Here is a 16,761-nt window from a genome sequence, read left to right as displayed (position 1 = left end):
CGGGGGGGGGTTTCCGGGTGGTGTTGTGCCGTGCCTGGCGCTCAGACGCCCCCACCCCCAAAACACCTCGGACCGCCGTCCGGGTACGCCGAGGAGCCGCGCGGGTCGGTACGGGCGAGCCGGTCAGCGGTGCCCGGCGGTTCCGGTGGCGCGCTCCAGAACCTCCAGGACGGTCCCGGAGAGCAGGGCGAGCTTGTAACGGTTGCGAGCCGCCGGGGTACACCGGGCGGTGGCCAGCCCCGCCGCCCGGTCGAGAGGTTCCCCGGCCAGGAGCGCCTCCTCGACCTCGGGCAGGCGCACCGGGACGCGGGCGACGCCGCCCGCGGCCACCCTGGCGAAGGTGATCCTGCCGCCGTCCACGACCAGCCGCGCCGCCGCCTCCACCAGCGGCCACTCGGCCTCGGACCTGCCGATCGCCCGGTGGTAGGCGGCCCGCTCGCCCGGCACGGACGGCGGCAGGAGGACGGACAGCAGGATCTCCCCCGGCCCCAGCAGGTGGTCACGGGTGGGGTCGGAGCCGTCCCCGTACAGGTCGCCGACCGGGAACGGGGCCCCACTGCGGACATCATCTCGGACATCATCGCGGACACCGCCGTGGACCTCGGCCAGGGCGTCACAGGCGAGCAGCGCCACCGCCAGCGACGACGGGTGCGGGGCTATGCACGGTCCGGTGTCGACGATCGCGGCGTTCGGGGCGAGCCCGGCGCGGGCCGGGCAGTGGCCGCCGCCGTTCTGGTGGCAGGAGAAGGACGGGCCGCGGAAGTACGCGCAGCGGTTGCGCTGCAGCAGGTTGCCCCCGACCGTGGCCACCTCCCGGATCTGGGGCGTGGCCAGGCCCGCCGCCGTCAGCGCCAGGCAGGGGTGGGCGGCACCGAGACGCGCGTCGGCGGCGACGCGCGCGACCGTGGTCAGCGCGCCGATCCGGACTGCGCCGTCCGGCTGCCAGGCGAGGCCGGTCAGACCGGGCAGGCCGCGCAGGTCCACGTGCGGCCCGGCCGCGCGGCGGCCCATCAGGTCGGTGCCTCCGGCGCGGAACTCGCCCCCGCGCCGCACGGCGTCGCCGAGGTCGTCGAGGTCGGTGAGCCCGGTCATCGGACGCCTTCCGGTGCGCGGCCCCGGAACCGCCGCTCCGGGGAAAGGACCGATGGGACGGCTCCCTCGGAGAGCACGAGGTACGGCCCCGGGGAAGGGGCCGGCGGGAGCCTCGTCGCGAGGGCTTCAGGGTCCGGCTCCGGGGAGAGCGGACCCGCTCCGGGGAATCCGGGGGGCGGCTTCGGGGAGGAGGTCAACGGGAGATCCCTTCGAGGAGCCGGTCGGGGCGGATGGGCAGGTCGTGGGGGCGCCAGCCGGTGGCGTTGTGGACGGCGTTGCCCACCGAGGCGGCCACGCCGATCGTGGAGATCTCGCCGACTCCGACGCCGTTGCCGTTGACGTGGTCCCAGCCGTCGCGGTGGAAGTGCACAGTGATCTCGGGGGTGTCACCGATGCCGGGAATGCGGTAGTCGTCGAGGTTGGCGGTCAGCACGGTTCCCGTCACCGGGTCGACCAGGCGCTCCTCGTACAGCGCGTAGCCGATGCCCTGCACGACGCCGCCCTCGCACTGGCTGCGCGCCAGCCGTTCGGCGTAGATGTGGCCCACCGCGATCCCCGCCCACACCCGCAGCGGCCTGACGGCTCCCAGGCGGGTGTCGACCTCGACCTCGGTGACGTGGACGGCGCCGCTGAACCCCCGGCCGAGGGCTATACCGGCCACCGCGACCGGGGTCAGGTAGCCGCGCCGGTCGCGGCGGCGCCTGCCGACGACCCTGGCCCCGTCGCTCAGGCCCAGCTCCCGCAGCCGCCGCGCGGCGTCGCGTACGGCCGGGGCGACCGAGGCCGTGGTGCGGCTGCCGATGGAGGGTGGTCCGTGCACAGTGCCCGTCCTGCCGATCTCGACGCGGACGCGCTCGGCGGGCAGCGCGAGTTCCTCCCGCAGGATGTCGGCGATGACGCTGCGGATGCCGGTCCCGATGTCCTGGGTCGAGGTGGCGGCCACGACCGTGTCGCCCTCGACGCGCAGCTCCACCTCGGTGGCGGGGTCGAGCATGTAGAGCCAGTTGGCGGCGGCCACCCCGACGCCCCTGCGGAAGCGGCCCGTCTGGGAGCCGGTCCGCGGCCGGTCGGCCCACAGCGGCAGGGCCAGTGCCCTGTCGTAGAGGGCGTGCCGTTTGCGGTTGCCGTCCCAGCGGCGGCGCAGCGCGATCGGGTCCTCGCCGCGGCGGTGGGCGGCCTCGTCCACCGCCTGCTCCAGCGCCCAGAGCAGGGGCGGCGCCCCAGGTCCGCGGAACGGGGTGCCCGGCGGCTCGTTGGTGACCACGTCGTAGTCGCGGAGCCGCCGGGGCGCGGTGCCGTACATGAGGCGGGCCATCCCGGCGACCATCGATCCGATGGCCACGCCGCCGCGCCCGTGGACGTCCACGGTGAGGGCGGCGAGGTCGCCCCGGTCGTCGGTGAGCAGTTCGAGCGTGGTGCGGGTACCGGGGCGGTTGCCCGCGTCGGTGAGTTCCTCGGCGCGGCCGAACACCACGCGGACCGGTGCGCCGCAGGCCCGGGCGAGCTCGACGGCCGCGACCGTCTCGACGGTGACGCCGCTCTTGGCCCCGAAACCGCCGCCGACGTGATCGGCGACGACGTGGACCCGGTCGGCGGGCAGGTTCCAGTGTCTGGCCGCGTGTTCGGTGGCCAGGCCCACGGTCTGGGTGGACAGGTGCAGGTGGAGGTCGCCCTCGCCGTCCCAGCGGGCCACGCAGGCGTGCGGCTCCATCGGGGTGTGGACCTGCACGGCGGTGGTGAACGTGCCGGTCACCAGGCGGGGGTCGGCGTCGCGCCGCGCGGCCTCGATCCGTTTGACGGCGGTGCGTCCGCGCCAGCTCGCCCTGGTGAAGGGGCCGCGCACATTGCCGTGCCAGCCGCCGGGCAGGTCCAACCCCTCGCTGGAGCTGGGGGCGTGCTTCCTGGTGGACTCGTCGTAGACGGGCGGGGCCTGGGGCGTGTCGTCGAGCGCGGCGGGCATCGGGTCGTAGCCGATCTCCGCGGCCTCCGCGATCGCCAGGGCCTCGCGGCGGGTGGGGGCGGCCACGGCGGCGACGGGCTGGCCCGCGTAGCGGACGGTGCGGTCGGGCGGCAGCAGGTCGACGACGTGCGCGGTGCCGGCGGTCACCGCGGTGACGCGGGCGTGTGCCCTGGTGGAGCGAATGACCACCCCCTCCAGCTGGCCGTCCAGGCGTACGTCGGTGGTGTAGCGGGCCCGGCCGGTGATCTTGTCCATCGCCTCCAGGCGGGCGGGTGTCCCCGGAGCGCCGTCGTGTTCTCCCCGGCAGGCGGCGGCGATCGCCGCGTGGATCCCCTCGTAGGCTCCGCACCTGCACAGGTGGCCCGCCATGGCGGCGGCGATCCGCTCGCGCGGCGGAGCGACGTCGCCGTGCTCGGCGCGCCAGGCGTCGACGAAGGCCGCGGCCTCCACCACGAACCCTGGCGTGCAGTAGCCGCACTGCAGGCCGTCGTGGACCGCGAACGCCCGCTGGACGGGATGGTCGAGGCCCTCCGCGGTGACGATCTCGCGTTCCTCCAGGACGGCGGCGGGCAGCAGGCAGCTCGCCTGGGGCGTGCCGCCCACCATGACCGTGCAGGCGCCGCAGACCCCGGTGCGGCAGGCGGCCTTGGCACCGGTGAGGCCGAGCCCGTCGCGCAGGACGTCCACTGCGGCGTCGTCGGAGCCTGCGTCCACCGTGGCGGGGACGCCGTTCACCGTGATCTTCATAGCTCTCCAGTTGACGTCGTCAACATCACGTTGACAGTGTCAACCAGCTACGTTGACATTGTCAACACAGGCTGCCGGGGAAGGTGCGGGCGCATGATGGACGACACCAGGACCCGCCTGGTCGAGAGCGCGCTGAGGCTGCTGCGCGAGGAGGGGCTCGACGCCGTGACACTGCGCGCCGTCGGCGACCTGACCGGCCTGTCCCGCACGGCCCCCTACCGGCACTTCACCGACAAGACCGCACTGCTGGCCGCGCTCGCCGTCCGGGTCATCGCCGACCTCAGCGCGCACGTCGCCGCGGCGATCTCGCAGGAAGCCGACCGGCGCGACCGGCTGCGGGCCTTCTACCTGAGCTACGTCGAGTACGCCACGGCGCACCGTGAGGAGTACCGGCTGGTGTTCGCCTCGGAGTTCCTCGCGGGCCACCATCCGGAACTGGAGGAGGCGATCGACCAGGTGACGACGGCGCTCGGCATGGCGGGCGCCGGGGAGGGGACGGTACCCAAGGCCCGGCTGATGGCCCTGCTTTCGACGGCCCACGGCCTCGCGGAACTCGCGGTGGCCGGGCAGTTGGCGCACAAGGGACTCGGCTACGAGGACATCGTCGACGTCCTGGTGGCCCCCTTCGTGGACTGACGACCCGGAGCCCGGCCACCTCCGCGATCAGATCGGGGCGGCGCCCTCGCGACCACGGCGCGGGAGCGCGGACGCGGCGAGAGCCTCTCCCCAGGGGCGAGACCGCCGGGGGGCGAGGCGGCGGCGGGTCGCCCCCCGCCTCCCGGCTAGCGCTTCCTGCTCAGCTCCTCACGGATTCCCAGCAGGATCTCGCGGGTGCGGGTGACCGGCTCGGCCTCGATGCACAGGCGCTCCATGACCTCCAGGTAGCTGTCGACGTCGTCGCGCTTCTCCAGGTAGACGGCGCTGGTGAGCTGTTCCAGGTAGACCACGTCGGGCAGGTCGGGCTGGGCGAACCGCAGGATGCTGAAGGGCCCGCCGGCCGCGGCGTGCCCACCCACGCTGAAGGGCACGATCTGGACCGTCACATTGGGCAGTTCGAGCGCCGTCAGGATGTGGTCGATCTGCTCGCACATCACCTGAACCCCGCCGAGCGGGCGGCGCAGCACGGCCTCGTCCAGCACGGCCCACAGGTGGGGCGGCGCGGAGCCTCGCAGCAGCCGCTGGCGCGCCATGCGCAGCCGCACCCGGCGGTCCAGCTCCTCCCGGGAGGCCGAGGGGAAGCCCAGTTGGACGACGGCTCGCGCGTACCCCTCGCTCTGCAGCAGTCCCGGCACGAACTGGACCTCGTAGTTGCGGATGCCGGTGGCCGACTCCTCCAGCCCCACGTACGTCTCGAACCAGCTGGGCAGCACGTCGTTGTAGTTGTGCCACCAGCCGGTGAGGTTGGCCTTCTCGACGAGGGACAGCAGCGGCTCCCGCTCGTCCTCGCTGGTCACGCCGTACAGGGTGAGCAGGTCTGCGACGTCCCTGATCCGGAAGCTGACCCTGCCGAGCTCCATGCGGCTGACCTTCGAGTGCGAGGCCCGGATGGCGTTCCCCGCCTCCTCCAGGGTGATGCCCCGGTGCTCGCGCAGACGGCGGAGCTGCGCTCCCAGGACGATCCGCAGCACCGTGGAACTGCCCCTCGGCACGGCCATCGGGGTTGGAACGACCGGCTGACCGTCGGCGTGAGGTGTGATCATCTACAGTCCTTTGGGCACGGAACGCGAGCCTGTTCCGACTTCCTTGCGGCGATCGCGACCTTTCACGGTACTCCGCCCGCCAAGCCCAGGCCATAGAGAATTTTATTCTTCAACCACCTCTCGCCGGCAGTCAGGTGATCAGGTCGTCGAACTCCCCGCTCTTCACCCCGCGGACGAAGGCGTCGGCCTCGCGGCGCGTGTAGATCAGCGCGGGCCCTTCGGGATCGCGGGAGTTGCGCATCGCGACCCTGCCGTCGGGGAGTTCCGCGAGCTCCACGCAGTTGCCGCTGGGGTTGCTGAAGTGGCTCTTGCGCCAGACGATTCCGCCCATCAGGGCTGCCGGCATGCCGTTGTACAGCTGGTTCATCCTCGCCTCTCACCGATTAGGGAGGGAAACAACACCACGAGCATAGAGCTTTTTGTGCAGATGCACGTGCATCTGTACTTGCCTATGCACATTACGGCGTGCAAGATGACTAGACGGATCGCCCTTGCCGCACGATCGCCCACCCCCAAGGTCGTCGATGACTGGTTACCAGAGACATGAAGCCACACCCATCCGAGCTGAGATCGGAGGGTGGGAACGGTGGTTGTCGATGCTCGATCACCTACTGCCCCCGAGCGGCCTGCCCCCCTGGGCCGGTGGCGAGAGCCACGTCAACCGGCTGCAGATGGCCGTACGCAGCTTTCGCCACGATCCGTGCGTCGCACGGACCGCCCGTGAGTTCACCGCCGGCGCCCTGAGGGCCTGGGAACTCGAGCAACTGATCGACGACACCGGTGTCGTGGTCTCCGAACTCGTGACCAACGCCGTACGTCACGGCACGCGGGGCGTCCAGCACTCCCGGGCCTGCCCCGAGGTCAAGGTGATCCTCTGCCACACCGAACGCTCGATGCTGTGCGCGGTCACCGACTCCAGTGACCAGGAGCCCTGCCTGCGCGAGCCCGACTACGAGGCGGAGAGCGGCCGGGGGCTACAGGTGGTCGACGGCATCAGCGAGATGTGGGGCTGGGCTCCCCTGGAGACCCGCGGCAAGGCGGTATGGGCGGCCTTCGCCCTCCCCGGGAGAGGGGGACGCCACCTGGAGGCCTGCCACTGAGCGCGGCGCGGCCCGTCACCGGCGAAACGGCGCCCAACCGGAGCGCAGGCAGCCGAGCATCAGGAAGATGCGCCGCCAGAAGGGGTTATTGACCCGAAATACATCACCTCGGGGCCTGAAGGCCGATAATGTCCGCTGAAAGCCGCACCGCCGGACGGAGGACATCATGGCGTCGCCGCAACCTGAGCGCCTCAGGTTCGACCCCACGATCCCGAACGCGGGCCGGATAGCCGACTACTTCCTGGGTGGCAAGGACAACTTCGCCGCCGACCGCGACGCCGCGCGGGTGGCGCTCGAACTGGCCCCCGAACTTCCCGCCATGTCGGTGGAGGGACGCAGGTTCCTCGGCCGCGTCGTGCGGTTTCTCGCCGAGACCGGCATACGCCAGTTCATCGACATCGGCTGCGGACTGCCGACCCAGGGCAGCGCGCACCAGATCCTGCACGACATCGCTCCCGACGCGCGGGTCGTCTACGTCGACAACGACCCGATGGTCGTCGTGCACGCCCGGGCCCTCCTGAAGGAGGACGGCCGGGCCACGGTCATCGAGGCCGACGCCCGCGACCCGGAAGGCCTGCTGGCCCATCCCGGCCTCACCGGCGTGATCGACCTCGATCGGCCCGTGGCGATCCTCCTCTTCTCGTTCCTGACCGACTTCCCGGACGACGCCGAGGCCCTGCGGGTCACCGCCACCCTGCGGAAGGCCATGGCCCCGGGCAGCTACATGGCCATCTCCCACGCTGTCTCGGACCTGTGTCCCGAGAGAACCGCGAAGCTCGCCGACCTCTTTCAGGATCGCGGGTCGATCACCGGTCCCCGCCGCGCGAACCTGCGCACCAGAGCCGAGGTCGAGCCTTTCCTCGATGGGTTGAAACCCGTCGAGCCGGGCCTCGTCTACATTCCCCGGTGGCGGCCGGAGGGCGCGGCGCCCCACCGGCCGGACTCCGTCTGGGTCGTCGGCGGAGTAGGCCGCAAGGAATAGACTGCCCCGGAAAACAGCTTGGCCCCTCGATCGTTACCCACGCCCTGACAGTTGAGTGTCACCGGAACCGACCGGGTGCCGAAATCCCCGGACCGCGAGCCGGGGAGGACGTCAGAGGCGACAGAGGAGATGACAGATGAGCGACGCCGACCGGCGACCGGCGGCCGGCCTGAACACGAGCGTGCCCAACATCGCCAGGATGAACGACTACTTCCTGGGGGGCAAGGACAACTTCGCCGCCGATCGTAAGGCCGCCGAGGAAGTGCTCGCCATCGCGCCGGAGATCAGGACCATGTCCCAGGAGGCTCAGGCCTTCCTACGCCGGGTGACGGGCTATCTCGTCGAGCTGGGCATGACCCAGTTCGTCGTCCTCGGTTCCGGGCTGCCCACCCGCAACAACGTCCACCAGGTGGCCCAGGCGATCGCGCCGGACACCCGCGTGGTCTACGTCGCCACCGATCCGGTCGTGCTCTCCCACGCCCGCGCCATGCTGGCCACCAACCTCCACACCACCATCGTCGAGGGTGACGTGCTGCACCCCCGCGAGTTGCTCAACGACCCCGAGCTGCGGCGCCTGATCGACCTGGACCTGCCGGTGGCCGTCCTGATCCTGTCGGCCCTGCAGTTCATCCCCGACGAGGACAACCCGCACAAGAACGTGGCGATCCTGCGCGACGCGGTGCCCGCGGGCAGCCACTTCGCCATCGGCCACGTCGTCTTCGACACGCGCCCGGAGGCGGCGGGTCCGCTGGTCGACATCTACCGGAAGGTCCTCGGCCGCCATGAGGACGCCTCCCGGCGCAGTGACCAGGTGCTGCGCTTCTTCGACGGGCTGGAGCTGGTCGAGCCCGGCCTGGTCTACGTCCGCCACTGGCGCCCCGACAACCCGCTGGCGACGCAGGGCCGTGAGAAGACGTGGACGATGGGCGGGGTAGCCCGCAAGGTCGAATCCTGACCGGCTTCGCCCGTTCCCCTGACGGGCGGGAGGGTGGTCTTCTCGCCGGGTAGCTCTCCGCGGAGCGGGCAGCGCGCGTCCTGCCTGGTGAGCAGGCGAGACGGGCTGTGATCTTCCTGCGCCGCTTGGCCCGGTCCGCCTGTCCTTATGCTCCGCCACGTCACCGAGGATTGCCGCAGCCGCTGTGATCGGGTTCGGTGTGCGGCGGCAGGTGTGTTGTCACATGTGTTCGGGGTGGCGGGATTTCGGGCGGCGTCCTGGTGGCTGCCGGGGCTCGGGACGGGGCGGCAGAGGTGGTGTGGGGCGTTGTTGCGGACGCCGGCCGTTGAGCGTGACCGGCCGCTGGTAGTGCCGGATCGTCAGATCGGCTCCCTTGAGCAGGCGGTAGGTGGTGGCGGAACCGGTGATCTCCACTTGCAGGCTTCGGCCCTGGATCTGCACGGTGAACAGCAGCCGAGTGAGGGTTTCCGGCAGGCGGGGCGCGAAGTGGAGTGTACCGTCCCGGTGGCGCATGCCGCCGAAGCCGGCGACCAGCACCAGCCAGGTACCGGCCAGGGAGGCGATGTGCAGGCCGTCGCGGGTGTTGTGCTCCAGGTTCTCCAGGTCCATCAGCGCGGCTTCGCCGAGGTAGTCGTCGGCGAGGCGCAGGTATCCGGTCTCGGCGGCGATGATGGCCTGACTGCAGGCGGACAGGGAGGAGTCCCGCACGGTCAGCGGTTCGTAGTAGGCGAAGTTGCGTGACTTCTGCTCCGGGTCGAACGCGTCGCCGCGCAGGTACATCGCCAGGACCAGGTCGGCCTGTTTGACGACCTGTTTGCGGTACAGGTCGAAGTAGGGGAAGTGCAGCAGCAGCGGATATTGATCCTGCCGCGTGCTCGCGAAGTCCCACTTCTGGTGGCGGGTGAATCCGGCCGACTGCTCGTGGACCCCCAGCTCGTGGTTGTAGGGCACGGCCATGGTGTGGGCGGCGGCACGCCAGGCGGTCGCCTCGTCGTCGCCCACCCCATAGGAGGCGGCACGGCCGGGATGCCGTCCGGCGATGTCGGCGGCGGCCAGCAGGTTCGCCTGCGCCATGAGGTTGGTGTACAGGTTGTCGTCGGCGATCGCGCTGTACTCGTCGGGTCCGGTCACCCCGTCGATGTGAAAGCGGCCCTGGTGGTCGTGGTGACCGAGCGAGCACCACAATCGCGCCGTCTCCACCAGCAACTCCACCGCGACGTCGCGCTCGAACTCCTGATCCCCGGTGAAGGCGAGGTAGCGCAGGACGGCGTCGGCGATGTCGGCGTTCACATGGAAGGCGGCGGTACCCGCGGGCCAGTATCCGGAGCACTCCAGGCCCTCGATGGTGCGCCAGGGGAAGGCAGCGCCCTGGAGGCCGAGCTGGGCCGCCCGCTCCCGAGCCGGGGGCAGTGTGGACTGCCTCCAGCGCAGCGCTTCGGCCACGGCCTGCGGCACGGTACAGGTCAGCACCGGCAGAACGAAGGTCTCGGTGTCCCAGAAGCAGTGACCGTCGTAGCCGGATCCGGTCAGGCCCTTGGCGGGGATGGCCCGGCACTCGGCGCGGGCACCGGCCTGCAGCACGTGGAAGAGTGCGAACCTCACTGCCTGCTGGATCTCCGCATCACCGTCGATCTCGATATCGGCGCCGGCCCAGAAATCGTCCAGGTAGCCGCGCTGTTGCGCCACCAGCCCCGGCCAGCCCGTGCTGCGCGCTCCGGCGAGCGCGGCCTCCACCTGGTCGCGCATCGCCGGCAGTGAACGCACCCCCGACCAGCCGTAGGCGACCAGCTTTTCCAGCCGCAGGACCTGCCCGGGGTTCAGCGACGCCGTGATGGTGAACCGGCCGACGTCCGCGCCGCTCTCGCCGTAGGTCTGTGTCGAGTCGGGTCCGGTGACAAGGTGGTCGGCCGCGGCGGCGACCCGCAGGCCGCTGTCGGCGGTGCGGTGGACCAGGCGCAGCCGGGTGCTCTCGGCGAGGTGTTCCTCCGGTCGCAGGGATGTCTCCAGGGCAGCCGAAACCCGCGGGTCGACGGAGGATGGCCGCGGCAGTTGCTCGTTGGCCAGCAGTTCGGACTGGATGACGACACGGATGGCCGCGTCCAGCGGCTCCACCTCGTAGGCGACGGCGGCGACGGCTCGTTGGGTGAAGGAGACCAGCCGGGTCGAGCGGACCCGGACGGTTCGCCCGGACGGTGAGGTCCACACGCAGGTGCGCCGCAGGACCCCCGCGCGCAGATCCAGCAGCCGTTCATGAGAGCGCAACCGGCCGTAGCGCAGGTCGAACGGCGCATCGTCGACGAGCAGCCGGATGATCTTGCCGTTGGTGACGTTGAGGATGGTCTCGCCGATCTCCGGATAACCGTAGCCGGCCTCCGCGTACGGCAGCGGGTGCCGTTCGTACACCCCGTTGAGGTAGGTGCCGGGCAGACCGTGCGGTTCCCCTTCGTCCAGGTTGCCACGCCAGCCGATGTGCCCGTTGGCGAGCGCGAACACCGACTCGCTCTGCGCCAGTACCTCCAGGTGCAGGGCGGTCTCCCGCAGACTCCACGGCTCGACCGCGTACGAGGGATGGCTGATCATCATTCCTCCCGAAGCAGCTCGGCCAGGTCCCTCACCACGACGTCCGCGCCGTGCGCGCGCAGCGCGTCCGCCTGATCGGCCCGGTCGACCCCGACGACGTAGCCGAATCCGCCCGCCCGGCCGGCCTCCATTCCGGCCAGCGCGTCCTCGAAGACCGCCGCGCCGGCGGGTGGGACGCCCAGGTCGCGCGCCGCCGCGAGGAAGGTGTCCGGGTGCGGTTTGCCCGCGAGCCCCCGTTCGGCCGCGATCACGCCGTCGATCCGGGCGTCGAAGAGCCGCTCGATGCCGGCCGCGGCCAGGACGGCCTGGCAGTTGGCGCTGGAGGACACGACCGCGGTCGCGAGCCGCGCACCGCGGGCCGCCACCACCAGGCGTACCGACCCCGGATACGCCTGCACTCCGTCCTTGCGGATCTTCTCCAGTACCAGGAGGTTCTTGCGGTTGCCCAGGCCGTGCACGGTGTCACGCTCGGGCGGATCGCCCGGCTCCCCCTCGGGCAGCACGATGCCGCGCGCGGCGAGGAAGGTACGTACCCCGTCGAAACGCGGGCGCCCGTCGACGTAGGCGTCGTAGTCGTCCACCGCGTCGAACGGGCGGAACCTCTCGCCGTCTCGCCGTCTGAGGAAGTCGTCGAACATCTGCTTCCAGGCGGCCGCGTGCACCACCGCCGTCTTGGTCAGCACGCCGTCGAGATCGAACAGGCAGGCACGGATCTCGTCGGGGATCCCCAACCTCGTCATGGACCACACCTTCCCGGCACGATCCCCACGAATATCTGCGAGTGGGGTTCGACGTGCTCAGGACTCAGCGACTCATGCGGCAGCGGGTCGGTCATGAGGTGGAGCTGACCCGCGGCCAGGTAGTCGGCGGCACGCCGGCACACCTCCAAGTCCCCGGTTCCTCCTCCGAGAGGCACAGGTGGTGTCCATCTGCGCCTCCAGATCAGCCGCCGGCCGCCGGCGCGGCCTCGCGGCACCACTCAAGGAGGTGGTGGACGACCAGCAGAAGACCGCCGAGACGGCCACGGGTGAGGGGCGCCCCCGCAGGCACCCCTCGCCCGGCCGGATCGCGACCACTGGGCCACCGCGATCACTTGGGCTTGAGCACCCCGTCGACGAGGTAGACGACGGCGTTGGAGGTCTGGATGTCGCCGCAGACGACCTTGGCGTCGTTGACCGTGTAGTCCTCACCGGAACCCTTGACCTTCAGCGTTCCCCCCTCCATCGTGGTCAGCTCGCCCTCCGCGAGGTCCTGCGGAGTCTTCTTCCCCTCGACGACGTGGTAGCCCAGGAGCTTGGTCAGCTTCTCCTTGTCGCCCAGGATCTTGTCGAGCTTCTCCTTCGGGATCTTGTCGAACGCGGCGTTGGTGGGCGCGAACACCGTGATGTCCTTGGCGGAGTTGAGCTTCTCGGTCAGACCGGCCTGATCGATCGCCTTGGACAGCGTGGACAGGTCGGGGCTGGAGGCGATGGCGGTGGCGACCGGCTGCGTCGCCATCTCGCTGGGACTTCCCGCCCCGCTGGTGGGCAGGGACGCGCAGCCGGGGCCGAACGGCTCCGTCATCGCGCCCGAAGGCTCGGGCGATCCGCTCTCGCCGGGCATCATGGATTCCGTGGGCGCGGCGCTCTCCATCGGCGGGCTGGAGGCCATGTCCGTCGGAACCGGCGTGGGAGAGGTGATGCGCGCGGGGGCGGCGACCGCCTGCGCGGCGGGGACGGCGGACAGGGCGAGCACGGTCAGGGCCGATGCCAGAAGAGACTTCTGCTTCACGGTTATCTCCTTGATTGGGCGGATGAGCCACCGGGGTCCGTCGGCCGGTTCCCGAGCCACTCATGTGCTGTATTGGAGATCAATTCCCTGAGATTTGGCGCCAAATGCCCCATTAGAAGACTCTTGACCACATATCTCCCGAGAAAGAGGGCCATTTTCCACCCGGCAGAGCGTTAATTCAGGCGCGCCGTATCCCCGTACAGTAGGAGCATGAGCCCAAAGATCGCGACCAACGAGGTCGTCTCACACGACCGGCTGCTGGATTTCCTCCGTGATCGCCACCGCGCGCTGGTCATCACGACGCGGCGCGACGGCAGGCCACAGGCGTCCCCGGTGACCTGCGGCGTCGACGCCGAGGGCCGCATCGTGGTGTCCACCTATCCCGAGCGCGCCAAGGCCTCGAACGCCCGCCGCGACCCCCGGGTGAGCGTCGTGGTCCTGTCGGACGACTTCGACGGCCCCTGGGTGCAGGTGGACTGCGCGGCCGAGGTCCTCGACCTGCCCGACGCCCTCGAACCGCTGGTCGACTACTACCGGTCGATCTCCGGCGAGCACCCCGACTGGGAGGAGTACCGCGCGGCCATGACCCGGCAGGGCAAGTCGCTGCTGCGTCTCACCCCCGAGCGCTGGGGCCCGATCGCCACGGGAGGCTTCCCCGCCCGGCTGGCGTGAATCACCCCAGGTCGGCCAGGACCGCGTCCCGGAGACCAGGGCGCCCTGCCGGGAACCGGTGTCACGGTGGGCGCCGCACACGTATCGGCCCGCCGCTCCGTTCCCCCTACGGGGCCTGCCCCAGGTTCACGGTGATCTCTCCGCCGAGCCGGAAACCGCCGGCCAGCTCGAGGTCGTCACCACTCCAGAACCGGCCCGGGTCGTACCAGTTCGGCCTGCGGCCGCCGGGCAGGAGCCCCATGGCCTCGTAGGTGACCGCGACGACCTCGGCGCAGTAGGCGCTCTCCAGGGCGCTCTCCCCGGTGCCCCGCTTGAAGATCCTGGGCACCCGCCCCTTCGCCCAGCGACCGGCGAGCCTGGCCGTCGACGGGAACGGCGTGCCGTCCAGCCGGGCGACGGTGCGCAGAACGGCGTCCTCCATCTCGCGGGTGACCTGCGGCTCCAGCTGCCTCAGCCAGCCGCGCTGGCCGTATCTGGTGGCCCAGACCGTGACCGCCTCCTGCAGGTCGTGCAGCTGCACACCGCGCTGGTTGGTCCCCGACCACAGGTCGGGCAGGGACCGGCCCAGCTCGGCGTGCCACATCATGGGGGGCATGTCCTCGATGACCACCGACATTCCGACGTGGTTCACCGGGCTGTTCGTCACGGTCTGGATGGCTCGATCGGGCACCGTTCGGCCGCGGAACAGCCACACGTCGCCGGTGCGGGTCAGGTTGACTGCCTCATCGAGGCTGATGCTCTTACCGGACATTCCGCTAGCGTAGGCACATGCGATGGTGGAAGGTACTCGGTCTGGCAGGTGTCGCAGGTGTCGCGGCCACGGGGGTGGTGATCGCGCGAGCCGAGCGCCGCCGGCAGGCCTACACCCCGGACGAGATCCGCACCCGCCTCCGCGCCCGCCTGGCGGAGTCCTCCGAGGGCGGCCCCGAGGCCGTCGCCCCCGCCGACCGGAACCCCTGACCATTCGGGCGCGGCCGTCCGGGAATCAGCCGAAACGGATCTCGGCCGGATCCCACCCTTCAGGCAGTGGTGCGGGCGCCGGGCAGGTGCTGGCGATCTTCACGAACTCGGCCTGCTCCGAGGACTCCGCGACGGCGATCATCGTGTCGAGGACGTGCAGGCCCAGCTCGCCGGTGGCGCGGTGCGGCCTTCCCCCACGGATGGCCTGGGCCATGTCGAGCACGCCCAGACCACGACCGGCCTCGGTGCCCGTCGTGGGAACCGGCACCCATTCCTCGTCGGCGGCCCGGCGCAGTCGCACCTCACCCCCGAACGTGTTGGGATCGGGCACCTGCATGGTCGCCTCGGTACCGGTGATCTCGATGAACCCGGCGCGGCGGAGCGGCGAGTCGAAGCTGAAGATCATCGTGGCCGCCTGTCCCGCGGCGAACTCCAGCAGCGCGGTCGTGTGGGTGGGGACCACCGCGGGAAAACGCGTGCCGGCCCTGGGCCCTGAGCCGATGACCCGCTCGTCCCTGGCCCTGCGGCCGACGGCGGCCACCCGCTCCGCCGGGCCGAACAGGGTCACCAGGGCCGTCAGATAGTAGGGGCCCATGTCGAACAGCGGCCCGGCCCCCGGCTGGAAGAAGAACTCGGGGCTGGGATGCCACGACTCGGGGCCCGGACTCTGGAACAGGGTCAGGGCGGTGAGCGGCGTGCCGATGGCCCCCTCGGCCACGAGCCGGGCCGCGGTCTGCAGCCCCGCGCCCAGAAAGGTGTCGGGGGCACTGCCCAGGAGCACCCCCGCCGACGCGGCGGCCTCGACCAGTTCCGCTCCGGACTCCCTGTCCACCGTGAACGGCTTCTCGTTGTAGACGTGCCTCCCGGCCAGAACGGCGGCGAGCGCCACCTCGGCGTGCGCGGACGGGACCGTGAGGTTGATCACCAGCTCCACGTCGGGGTGCGAGATCGCCTCCTCCGGTGCGGCCGCCACCGGCACGCCGTAGCGCGCCGCGACCTCTTCGGCACGTGCCCGGTCGAGGTCGGCGCACGCCACCACCCGCACGCCGGGGAAGGAGGCGAGGTTGTTCAGGTACTGGTGGCTGATGTTCCCGCAGCCGACGATCGCCACTCCGAGCGGTCCGGTCACGAGCTCACCCGCCCGGCGGCGACGAGGCCGGTCAGGTAGGCGTGGCTGTCGGCCAGTGCCTGGAACATGTCGGTGGCACAGTGGTCGAGCTCCACGATCCGCACCGCGCCCGGAGCGGTGTTCAGCGCGTCCACGATGGGCACCTCGCCCGAGCCGACCGCGGTCATCGGGCCTTCCTGGGTGGCGGGTCCGTCCTTGACGTGCAGGTGGCTCACCCGCTCGCCCAGCCGGGCCAGCAGCCCCGAGGGGTCGACCCCGCCGGTCGCCGCCCAGTAGAGATCGACCTCCAGCAGCACCGAGGGGTCCAGCAGGTCGGCCAGCACCTCCAGCGCGGGACGGCCCTCCACCCGCTGCTCCAGCTCCCACCAGTGGTTGTGGTAGCCGAGCCGCAGGCCGTGGTCCGCGGCCTCCCTGGCCACCTCGCCGATGGTCCTGGCCGCCTGCTCCAGCTCCTGTCTGCCGGCGAACCACTCGGCGGGGGCGGCGGGCACGATGACGGTCGTGGCGCCGATGGCCGCGGCGGCGGCCAGCGCCGTCGCGCGCCGCTCGTCGAGCAGCGGGGCGTGCACGCTGCACACCGCGAGCCCGGTCTCCTCCAGCTCCTCGCGGAGCCCATCCGGATCGAGGTGCGCGTCGTACGGCTCGACCGCGCCGTACCCCATCTCGGCGATGCGGCGCAGCACGGCGCGGCGGTCGACGGCCGCCTGTTCGCGCACGGAGTACAACTGGACGGCGAGTGGGCTCATCGGCTCTCCTTGAGGACCAGTGCCGCGGCGCCGTACAGGCCGGCGTCGCGTTCCAGACGGGTGCGCTCGACGTTCAGGCGGCGCAGGAAGCCAAGGCCCGCCTGCTTGGCGACCGCCTGGCGCAGCGGGGTGAGCAGGGTCTCGCCCGCCCCGGAGACGCCGCCCCCGATGACGACGTCGTCGATGTCGAAGAGCGCCGCCGTGGTGAGGATCGCCACGGCCAGCGCGTCGGCGGCCCGCTGGAAGGCCAGCTGGGCCATGGGGACTCCGCGCGCGGCGTCGGCCGAGAGCGTGCGGGCGTCCGTCGGGGTACCGGGGTCGCCCCAGCCGTTCGCCAGCGCCCAGCGGACCATGCTGGGGCCGCTGGC

At 71.3% G+C, this 16,761-nt stretch carries 17 protein-coding genes; 6 read left to right on the top strand and 11 right to left on the bottom strand.

The window, feature by feature from the left end; translation table 11 throughout:
• Nucleotides 1–123: 123 nt before the first annotated feature.
• Together ABZU75_RS40245 and ABZU75_RS40240 are read right to left on the bottom strand one after the other, a co-directional pair.
• Nucleotides 124–1,092, bottom strand: a complete 969-nt coding sequence (locus ABZU75_RS40245) for an FAD binding domain-containing protein (RefSeq protein ID WP_355566658.1) — start codon at nucleotides 1,090–1,092, stop codon at nucleotides 124–126.
• A 193-nt stretch (nucleotides 1,093–1,285) separates the two neighbouring features.
• A complete protein-coding gene (locus tag ABZU75_RS40240) occupies nucleotides 1,286–3,799 on the bottom strand; it encodes a molybdopterin-dependent oxidoreductase (RefSeq protein WP_355566655.1) in 2,514 nt (837 codons plus the stop codon).
• A 93-nt stretch (nucleotides 3,800–3,892) separates the two neighbouring features.
• On the opposite strand from ABZU75_RS40240, the gene ABZU75_RS40235 reads away from it, so the two are divergent.
• Nucleotides 3,893–4,435, top strand: a complete 543-nt coding sequence (locus ABZU75_RS40235; protein WP_355566652.1) for a TetR/AcrR family transcriptional regulator — start codon at nucleotides 3,893–3,895, stop codon at nucleotides 4,433–4,435.
• 146 nt (nucleotides 4,436–4,581) lie between these two features.
• Here ABZU75_RS40235 and ABZU75_RS40230 read toward each other — a convergent pair whose 3' ends face one another.
• Together ABZU75_RS40230 and ABZU75_RS40225 are read right to left on the bottom strand one after the other, a co-directional pair.
• Nucleotides 4,582–5,499, bottom strand: coding sequence for a helix-turn-helix transcriptional regulator (locus ABZU75_RS40230; protein WP_350964959.1), 918 nt, complete (start codon nucleotides 5,497–5,499; stop codon nucleotides 4,582–4,584).
• Nucleotides 5,500–5,629: 130 nt separating this feature from the next.
• A complete protein-coding gene (locus ABZU75_RS40225) occupies nucleotides 5,630–5,866 on the bottom strand; it encodes a DUF397 domain-containing protein (RefSeq protein WP_350964956.1) in 237 nt (78 codons plus the stop codon).
• A gap of 229 nt (nucleotides 5,867–6,095) precedes the next feature.
• Here ABZU75_RS40225 and ABZU75_RS40220 point away from each other — a divergent pair, with 229 nt between their 5' ends.
• The 3 genes from ABZU75_RS40220 to ABZU75_RS40210 all read left to right on the top strand — a co-directional run bounded on the left by ABZU75_RS40220 (nucleotide 6,096) and on the right by ABZU75_RS40210 (nucleotide 8,536).
• On the top strand, nucleotides 6,096–6,599 hold the full coding sequence (locus ABZU75_RS40220) for an ATP-binding protein (protein WP_355566648.1): 504 nt from the start codon (nucleotides 6,096–6,098) through the stop codon (nucleotides 6,597–6,599).
• A 166-nt stretch (nucleotides 6,600–6,765) separates the two neighbouring features.
• The gene (locus ABZU75_RS40215) at nucleotides 6,766–7,581 is read left to right on the top strand and encodes an SAM-dependent methyltransferase (RefSeq protein ID WP_355566645.1); all 816 of its coding nucleotides are present in this window, start codon (nucleotides 6,766–6,768) and stop codon (nucleotides 7,579–7,581) included.
• A 136-nt stretch (nucleotides 7,582–7,717) separates the two neighbouring features.
• Nucleotides 7,718–8,536: an SAM-dependent methyltransferase gene (locus ABZU75_RS40210; RefSeq protein WP_355566642.1), complete on the top strand. Its 819-nt coding sequence runs from the start codon at nucleotides 7,718–7,720 to the stop codon at nucleotides 8,534–8,536.
• A 219-nt stretch (nucleotides 8,537–8,755) separates the two neighbouring features.
• Here ABZU75_RS40210 and ABZU75_RS40205 read toward each other — a convergent pair whose 3' ends face one another.
• From ABZU75_RS40205 to ABZU75_RS40195, 3 genes are all read right to left on the bottom strand, one after another.
• Nucleotides 8,756–11,119, bottom strand: a complete 2,364-nt coding sequence (locus ABZU75_RS40205) for a glycosyl hydrolase family 65 protein (RefSeq protein WP_355566639.1) — start codon at nucleotides 11,117–11,119, stop codon at nucleotides 8,756–8,758.
• Complete coding sequence (locus ABZU75_RS40200) at nucleotides 11,116–11,856, bottom strand: beta-phosphoglucomutase family hydrolase (RefSeq protein WP_355566636.1); 741 nt, start codon at nucleotides 11,854–11,856, stop codon at nucleotides 11,116–11,118. Before ABZU75_RS40200 ends, ABZU75_RS40205 begins: the two co-directional genes overlap by 4 nt.
• Before the next feature lie 349 nt (nucleotides 11,857–12,205).
• Nucleotides 12,206–12,886, bottom strand: a complete 681-nt coding sequence (locus tag ABZU75_RS40195) for a fasciclin domain-containing protein (RefSeq protein WP_355566633.1) — start codon at nucleotides 12,884–12,886, stop codon at nucleotides 12,206–12,208.
• 210 nt (nucleotides 12,887–13,096) lie between these two features.
• On the opposite strand from ABZU75_RS40195, the gene ABZU75_RS40190 reads away from it, so the two are divergent.
• Complete coding sequence (locus tag ABZU75_RS40190) at nucleotides 13,097–13,558, top strand: PPOX class F420-dependent oxidoreductase (protein WP_350926237.1); 462 nt, start codon at nucleotides 13,097–13,099, stop codon at nucleotides 13,556–13,558.
• Nucleotides 13,559–13,664: 106 nt separating this feature from the next.
• On the opposite strand, the gene ABZU75_RS40185 is transcribed toward ABZU75_RS40190, so the two are convergent.
• Nucleotides 13,665–14,309 carry a hypothetical protein gene (locus ABZU75_RS40185; protein ID WP_355566630.1) on the bottom strand — a complete coding sequence of 215 codons (645 nt, stop codon included), beginning with the start codon at nucleotides 14,307–14,309 and terminating at the stop codon, nucleotides 13,665–13,667.
• Between the two features lie 17 nt (nucleotides 14,310–14,326).
• Between ABZU75_RS40185 and ABZU75_RS40180 the strand changes: the two genes are divergently transcribed.
• Nucleotides 14,327–14,518 (top strand): hypothetical protein, encoded by a 192-nt coding sequence (locus ABZU75_RS40180; RefSeq protein WP_350926241.1) that lies wholly within the window; start codon nucleotides 14,327–14,329, stop codon nucleotides 14,516–14,518.
• A 25-nt stretch (nucleotides 14,519–14,543) separates the two neighbouring features.
• Here ABZU75_RS40180 and ABZU75_RS40175 read toward each other — a convergent pair whose 3' ends face one another.
• From ABZU75_RS40175 to ABZU75_RS40165, 3 genes are all read right to left on the bottom strand, one after another.
• Entirely contained in the window at nucleotides 14,544–15,647 is a 1,104-nt protein-coding gene (locus tag ABZU75_RS40175; protein ID WP_355566626.1) for a Gfo/Idh/MocA family oxidoreductase, read from the bottom strand.
• Complete coding sequence (locus tag ABZU75_RS40170; protein WP_350964936.1) at nucleotides 15,644–16,393, bottom strand: sugar phosphate isomerase/epimerase; 750 nt, start codon at nucleotides 16,391–16,393, stop codon at nucleotides 15,644–15,646. Before ABZU75_RS40170 ends, ABZU75_RS40175 begins: the two co-directional genes overlap by 4 nt.
• A partial coding sequence (locus ABZU75_RS40165) for an ROK family protein (RefSeq protein WP_355566623.1) occupies nucleotides 16,390–16,761 on the bottom strand: 372 nt, incomplete at its 5' end. The genes ABZU75_RS40170 and ABZU75_RS40165, both read right to left, overlap by 4 nt.

It is taken from the genome of Streptosporangium sp. NPDC005286 (assembly GCF_040607515.1).
GTDB lineage: Bacteria > Actinomycetota > Actinomycetes > Streptosporangiales > Streptosporangiaceae > Streptosporangium.
Note: the sequence above shows the minus strand (reverse complement) of the source record. Positions and strands in the feature narration are given on the sequence as shown.

What these genes read in the sequence shown, in the direction of transcription:
- ABZU75_RS40245 (WP_355566658.1), bottom strand. Translation starts at nt 1,092, where the DNA reads ATGACCGGGCTCACCGACCTCGACGACCTCGGCGACGCCGTGCGGCGC.
- ABZU75_RS40240 (WP_355566655.1), bottom strand. Translation starts at nt 3,799, where the DNA reads ATGAAGATCACGGTGAACGGCGTCCCCGCCACGGTGGACGCAGGCTCC.
- ABZU75_RS40235 (WP_355566652.1), top strand. Translation starts at nt 3,893, where the DNA reads ATGATGGACGACACCAGGACCCGCCTGGTCGAGAGCGCGCTGAGGCTG.
- ABZU75_RS40230 (WP_350964959.1), bottom strand. Translation starts at nt 5,499, where the DNA reads ATGATCACACCTCACGCCGACGGTCAGCCGGTCGTTCCAACCCCGATG.
- ABZU75_RS40225 (WP_350964956.1), bottom strand. Translation starts at nt 5,866, where the DNA reads ATGAACCAGCTGTACAACGGCATGCCGGCAGCCCTGATGGGCGGAATC.
- ABZU75_RS40220 (WP_355566648.1), top strand. Translation starts at nt 6,096, where the DNA reads ATGCTCGATCACCTACTGCCCCCGAGCGGCCTGCCCCCCTGGGCCGGT.
- ABZU75_RS40215 (WP_355566645.1), top strand. Translation starts at nt 6,766, where the DNA reads ATGGCGTCGCCGCAACCTGAGCGCCTCAGGTTCGACCCCACGATCCCG.
- ABZU75_RS40210 (WP_355566642.1), top strand. Translation starts at nt 7,718, where the DNA reads ATGAGCGACGCCGACCGGCGACCGGCGGCCGGCCTGAACACGAGCGTG.
- ABZU75_RS40205 (WP_355566639.1), bottom strand. Translation starts at nt 11,119, where the DNA reads ATGATGATCAGCCATCCCTCGTACGCGGTCGAGCCGTGGAGTCTGCGG.
- ABZU75_RS40200 (WP_355566636.1), bottom strand. Translation starts at nt 11,856, where the DNA reads ATGACGAGGTTGGGGATCCCCGACGAGATCCGTGCCTGCCTGTTCGAT.
- ABZU75_RS40190 (WP_350926237.1), top strand. Translation starts at nt 13,097, where the DNA reads ATGAGCCCAAAGATCGCGACCAACGAGGTCGTCTCACACGACCGGCTG.
- ABZU75_RS40185 (WP_355566630.1), bottom strand. Translation starts at nt 14,309, where the DNA reads ATGTCCGGTAAGAGCATCAGCCTCGATGAGGCAGTCAACCTGACCCGC.
- ABZU75_RS40180 (WP_350926241.1), top strand. Translation starts at nt 14,327, where the DNA reads ATGCGATGGTGGAAGGTACTCGGTCTGGCAGGTGTCGCAGGTGTCGCG.
- ABZU75_RS40170 (WP_350964936.1), bottom strand. Translation starts at nt 16,393, where the DNA reads ATGAGCCCACTCGCCGTCCAGTTGTACTCCGTGCGCGAACAGGCGGCC.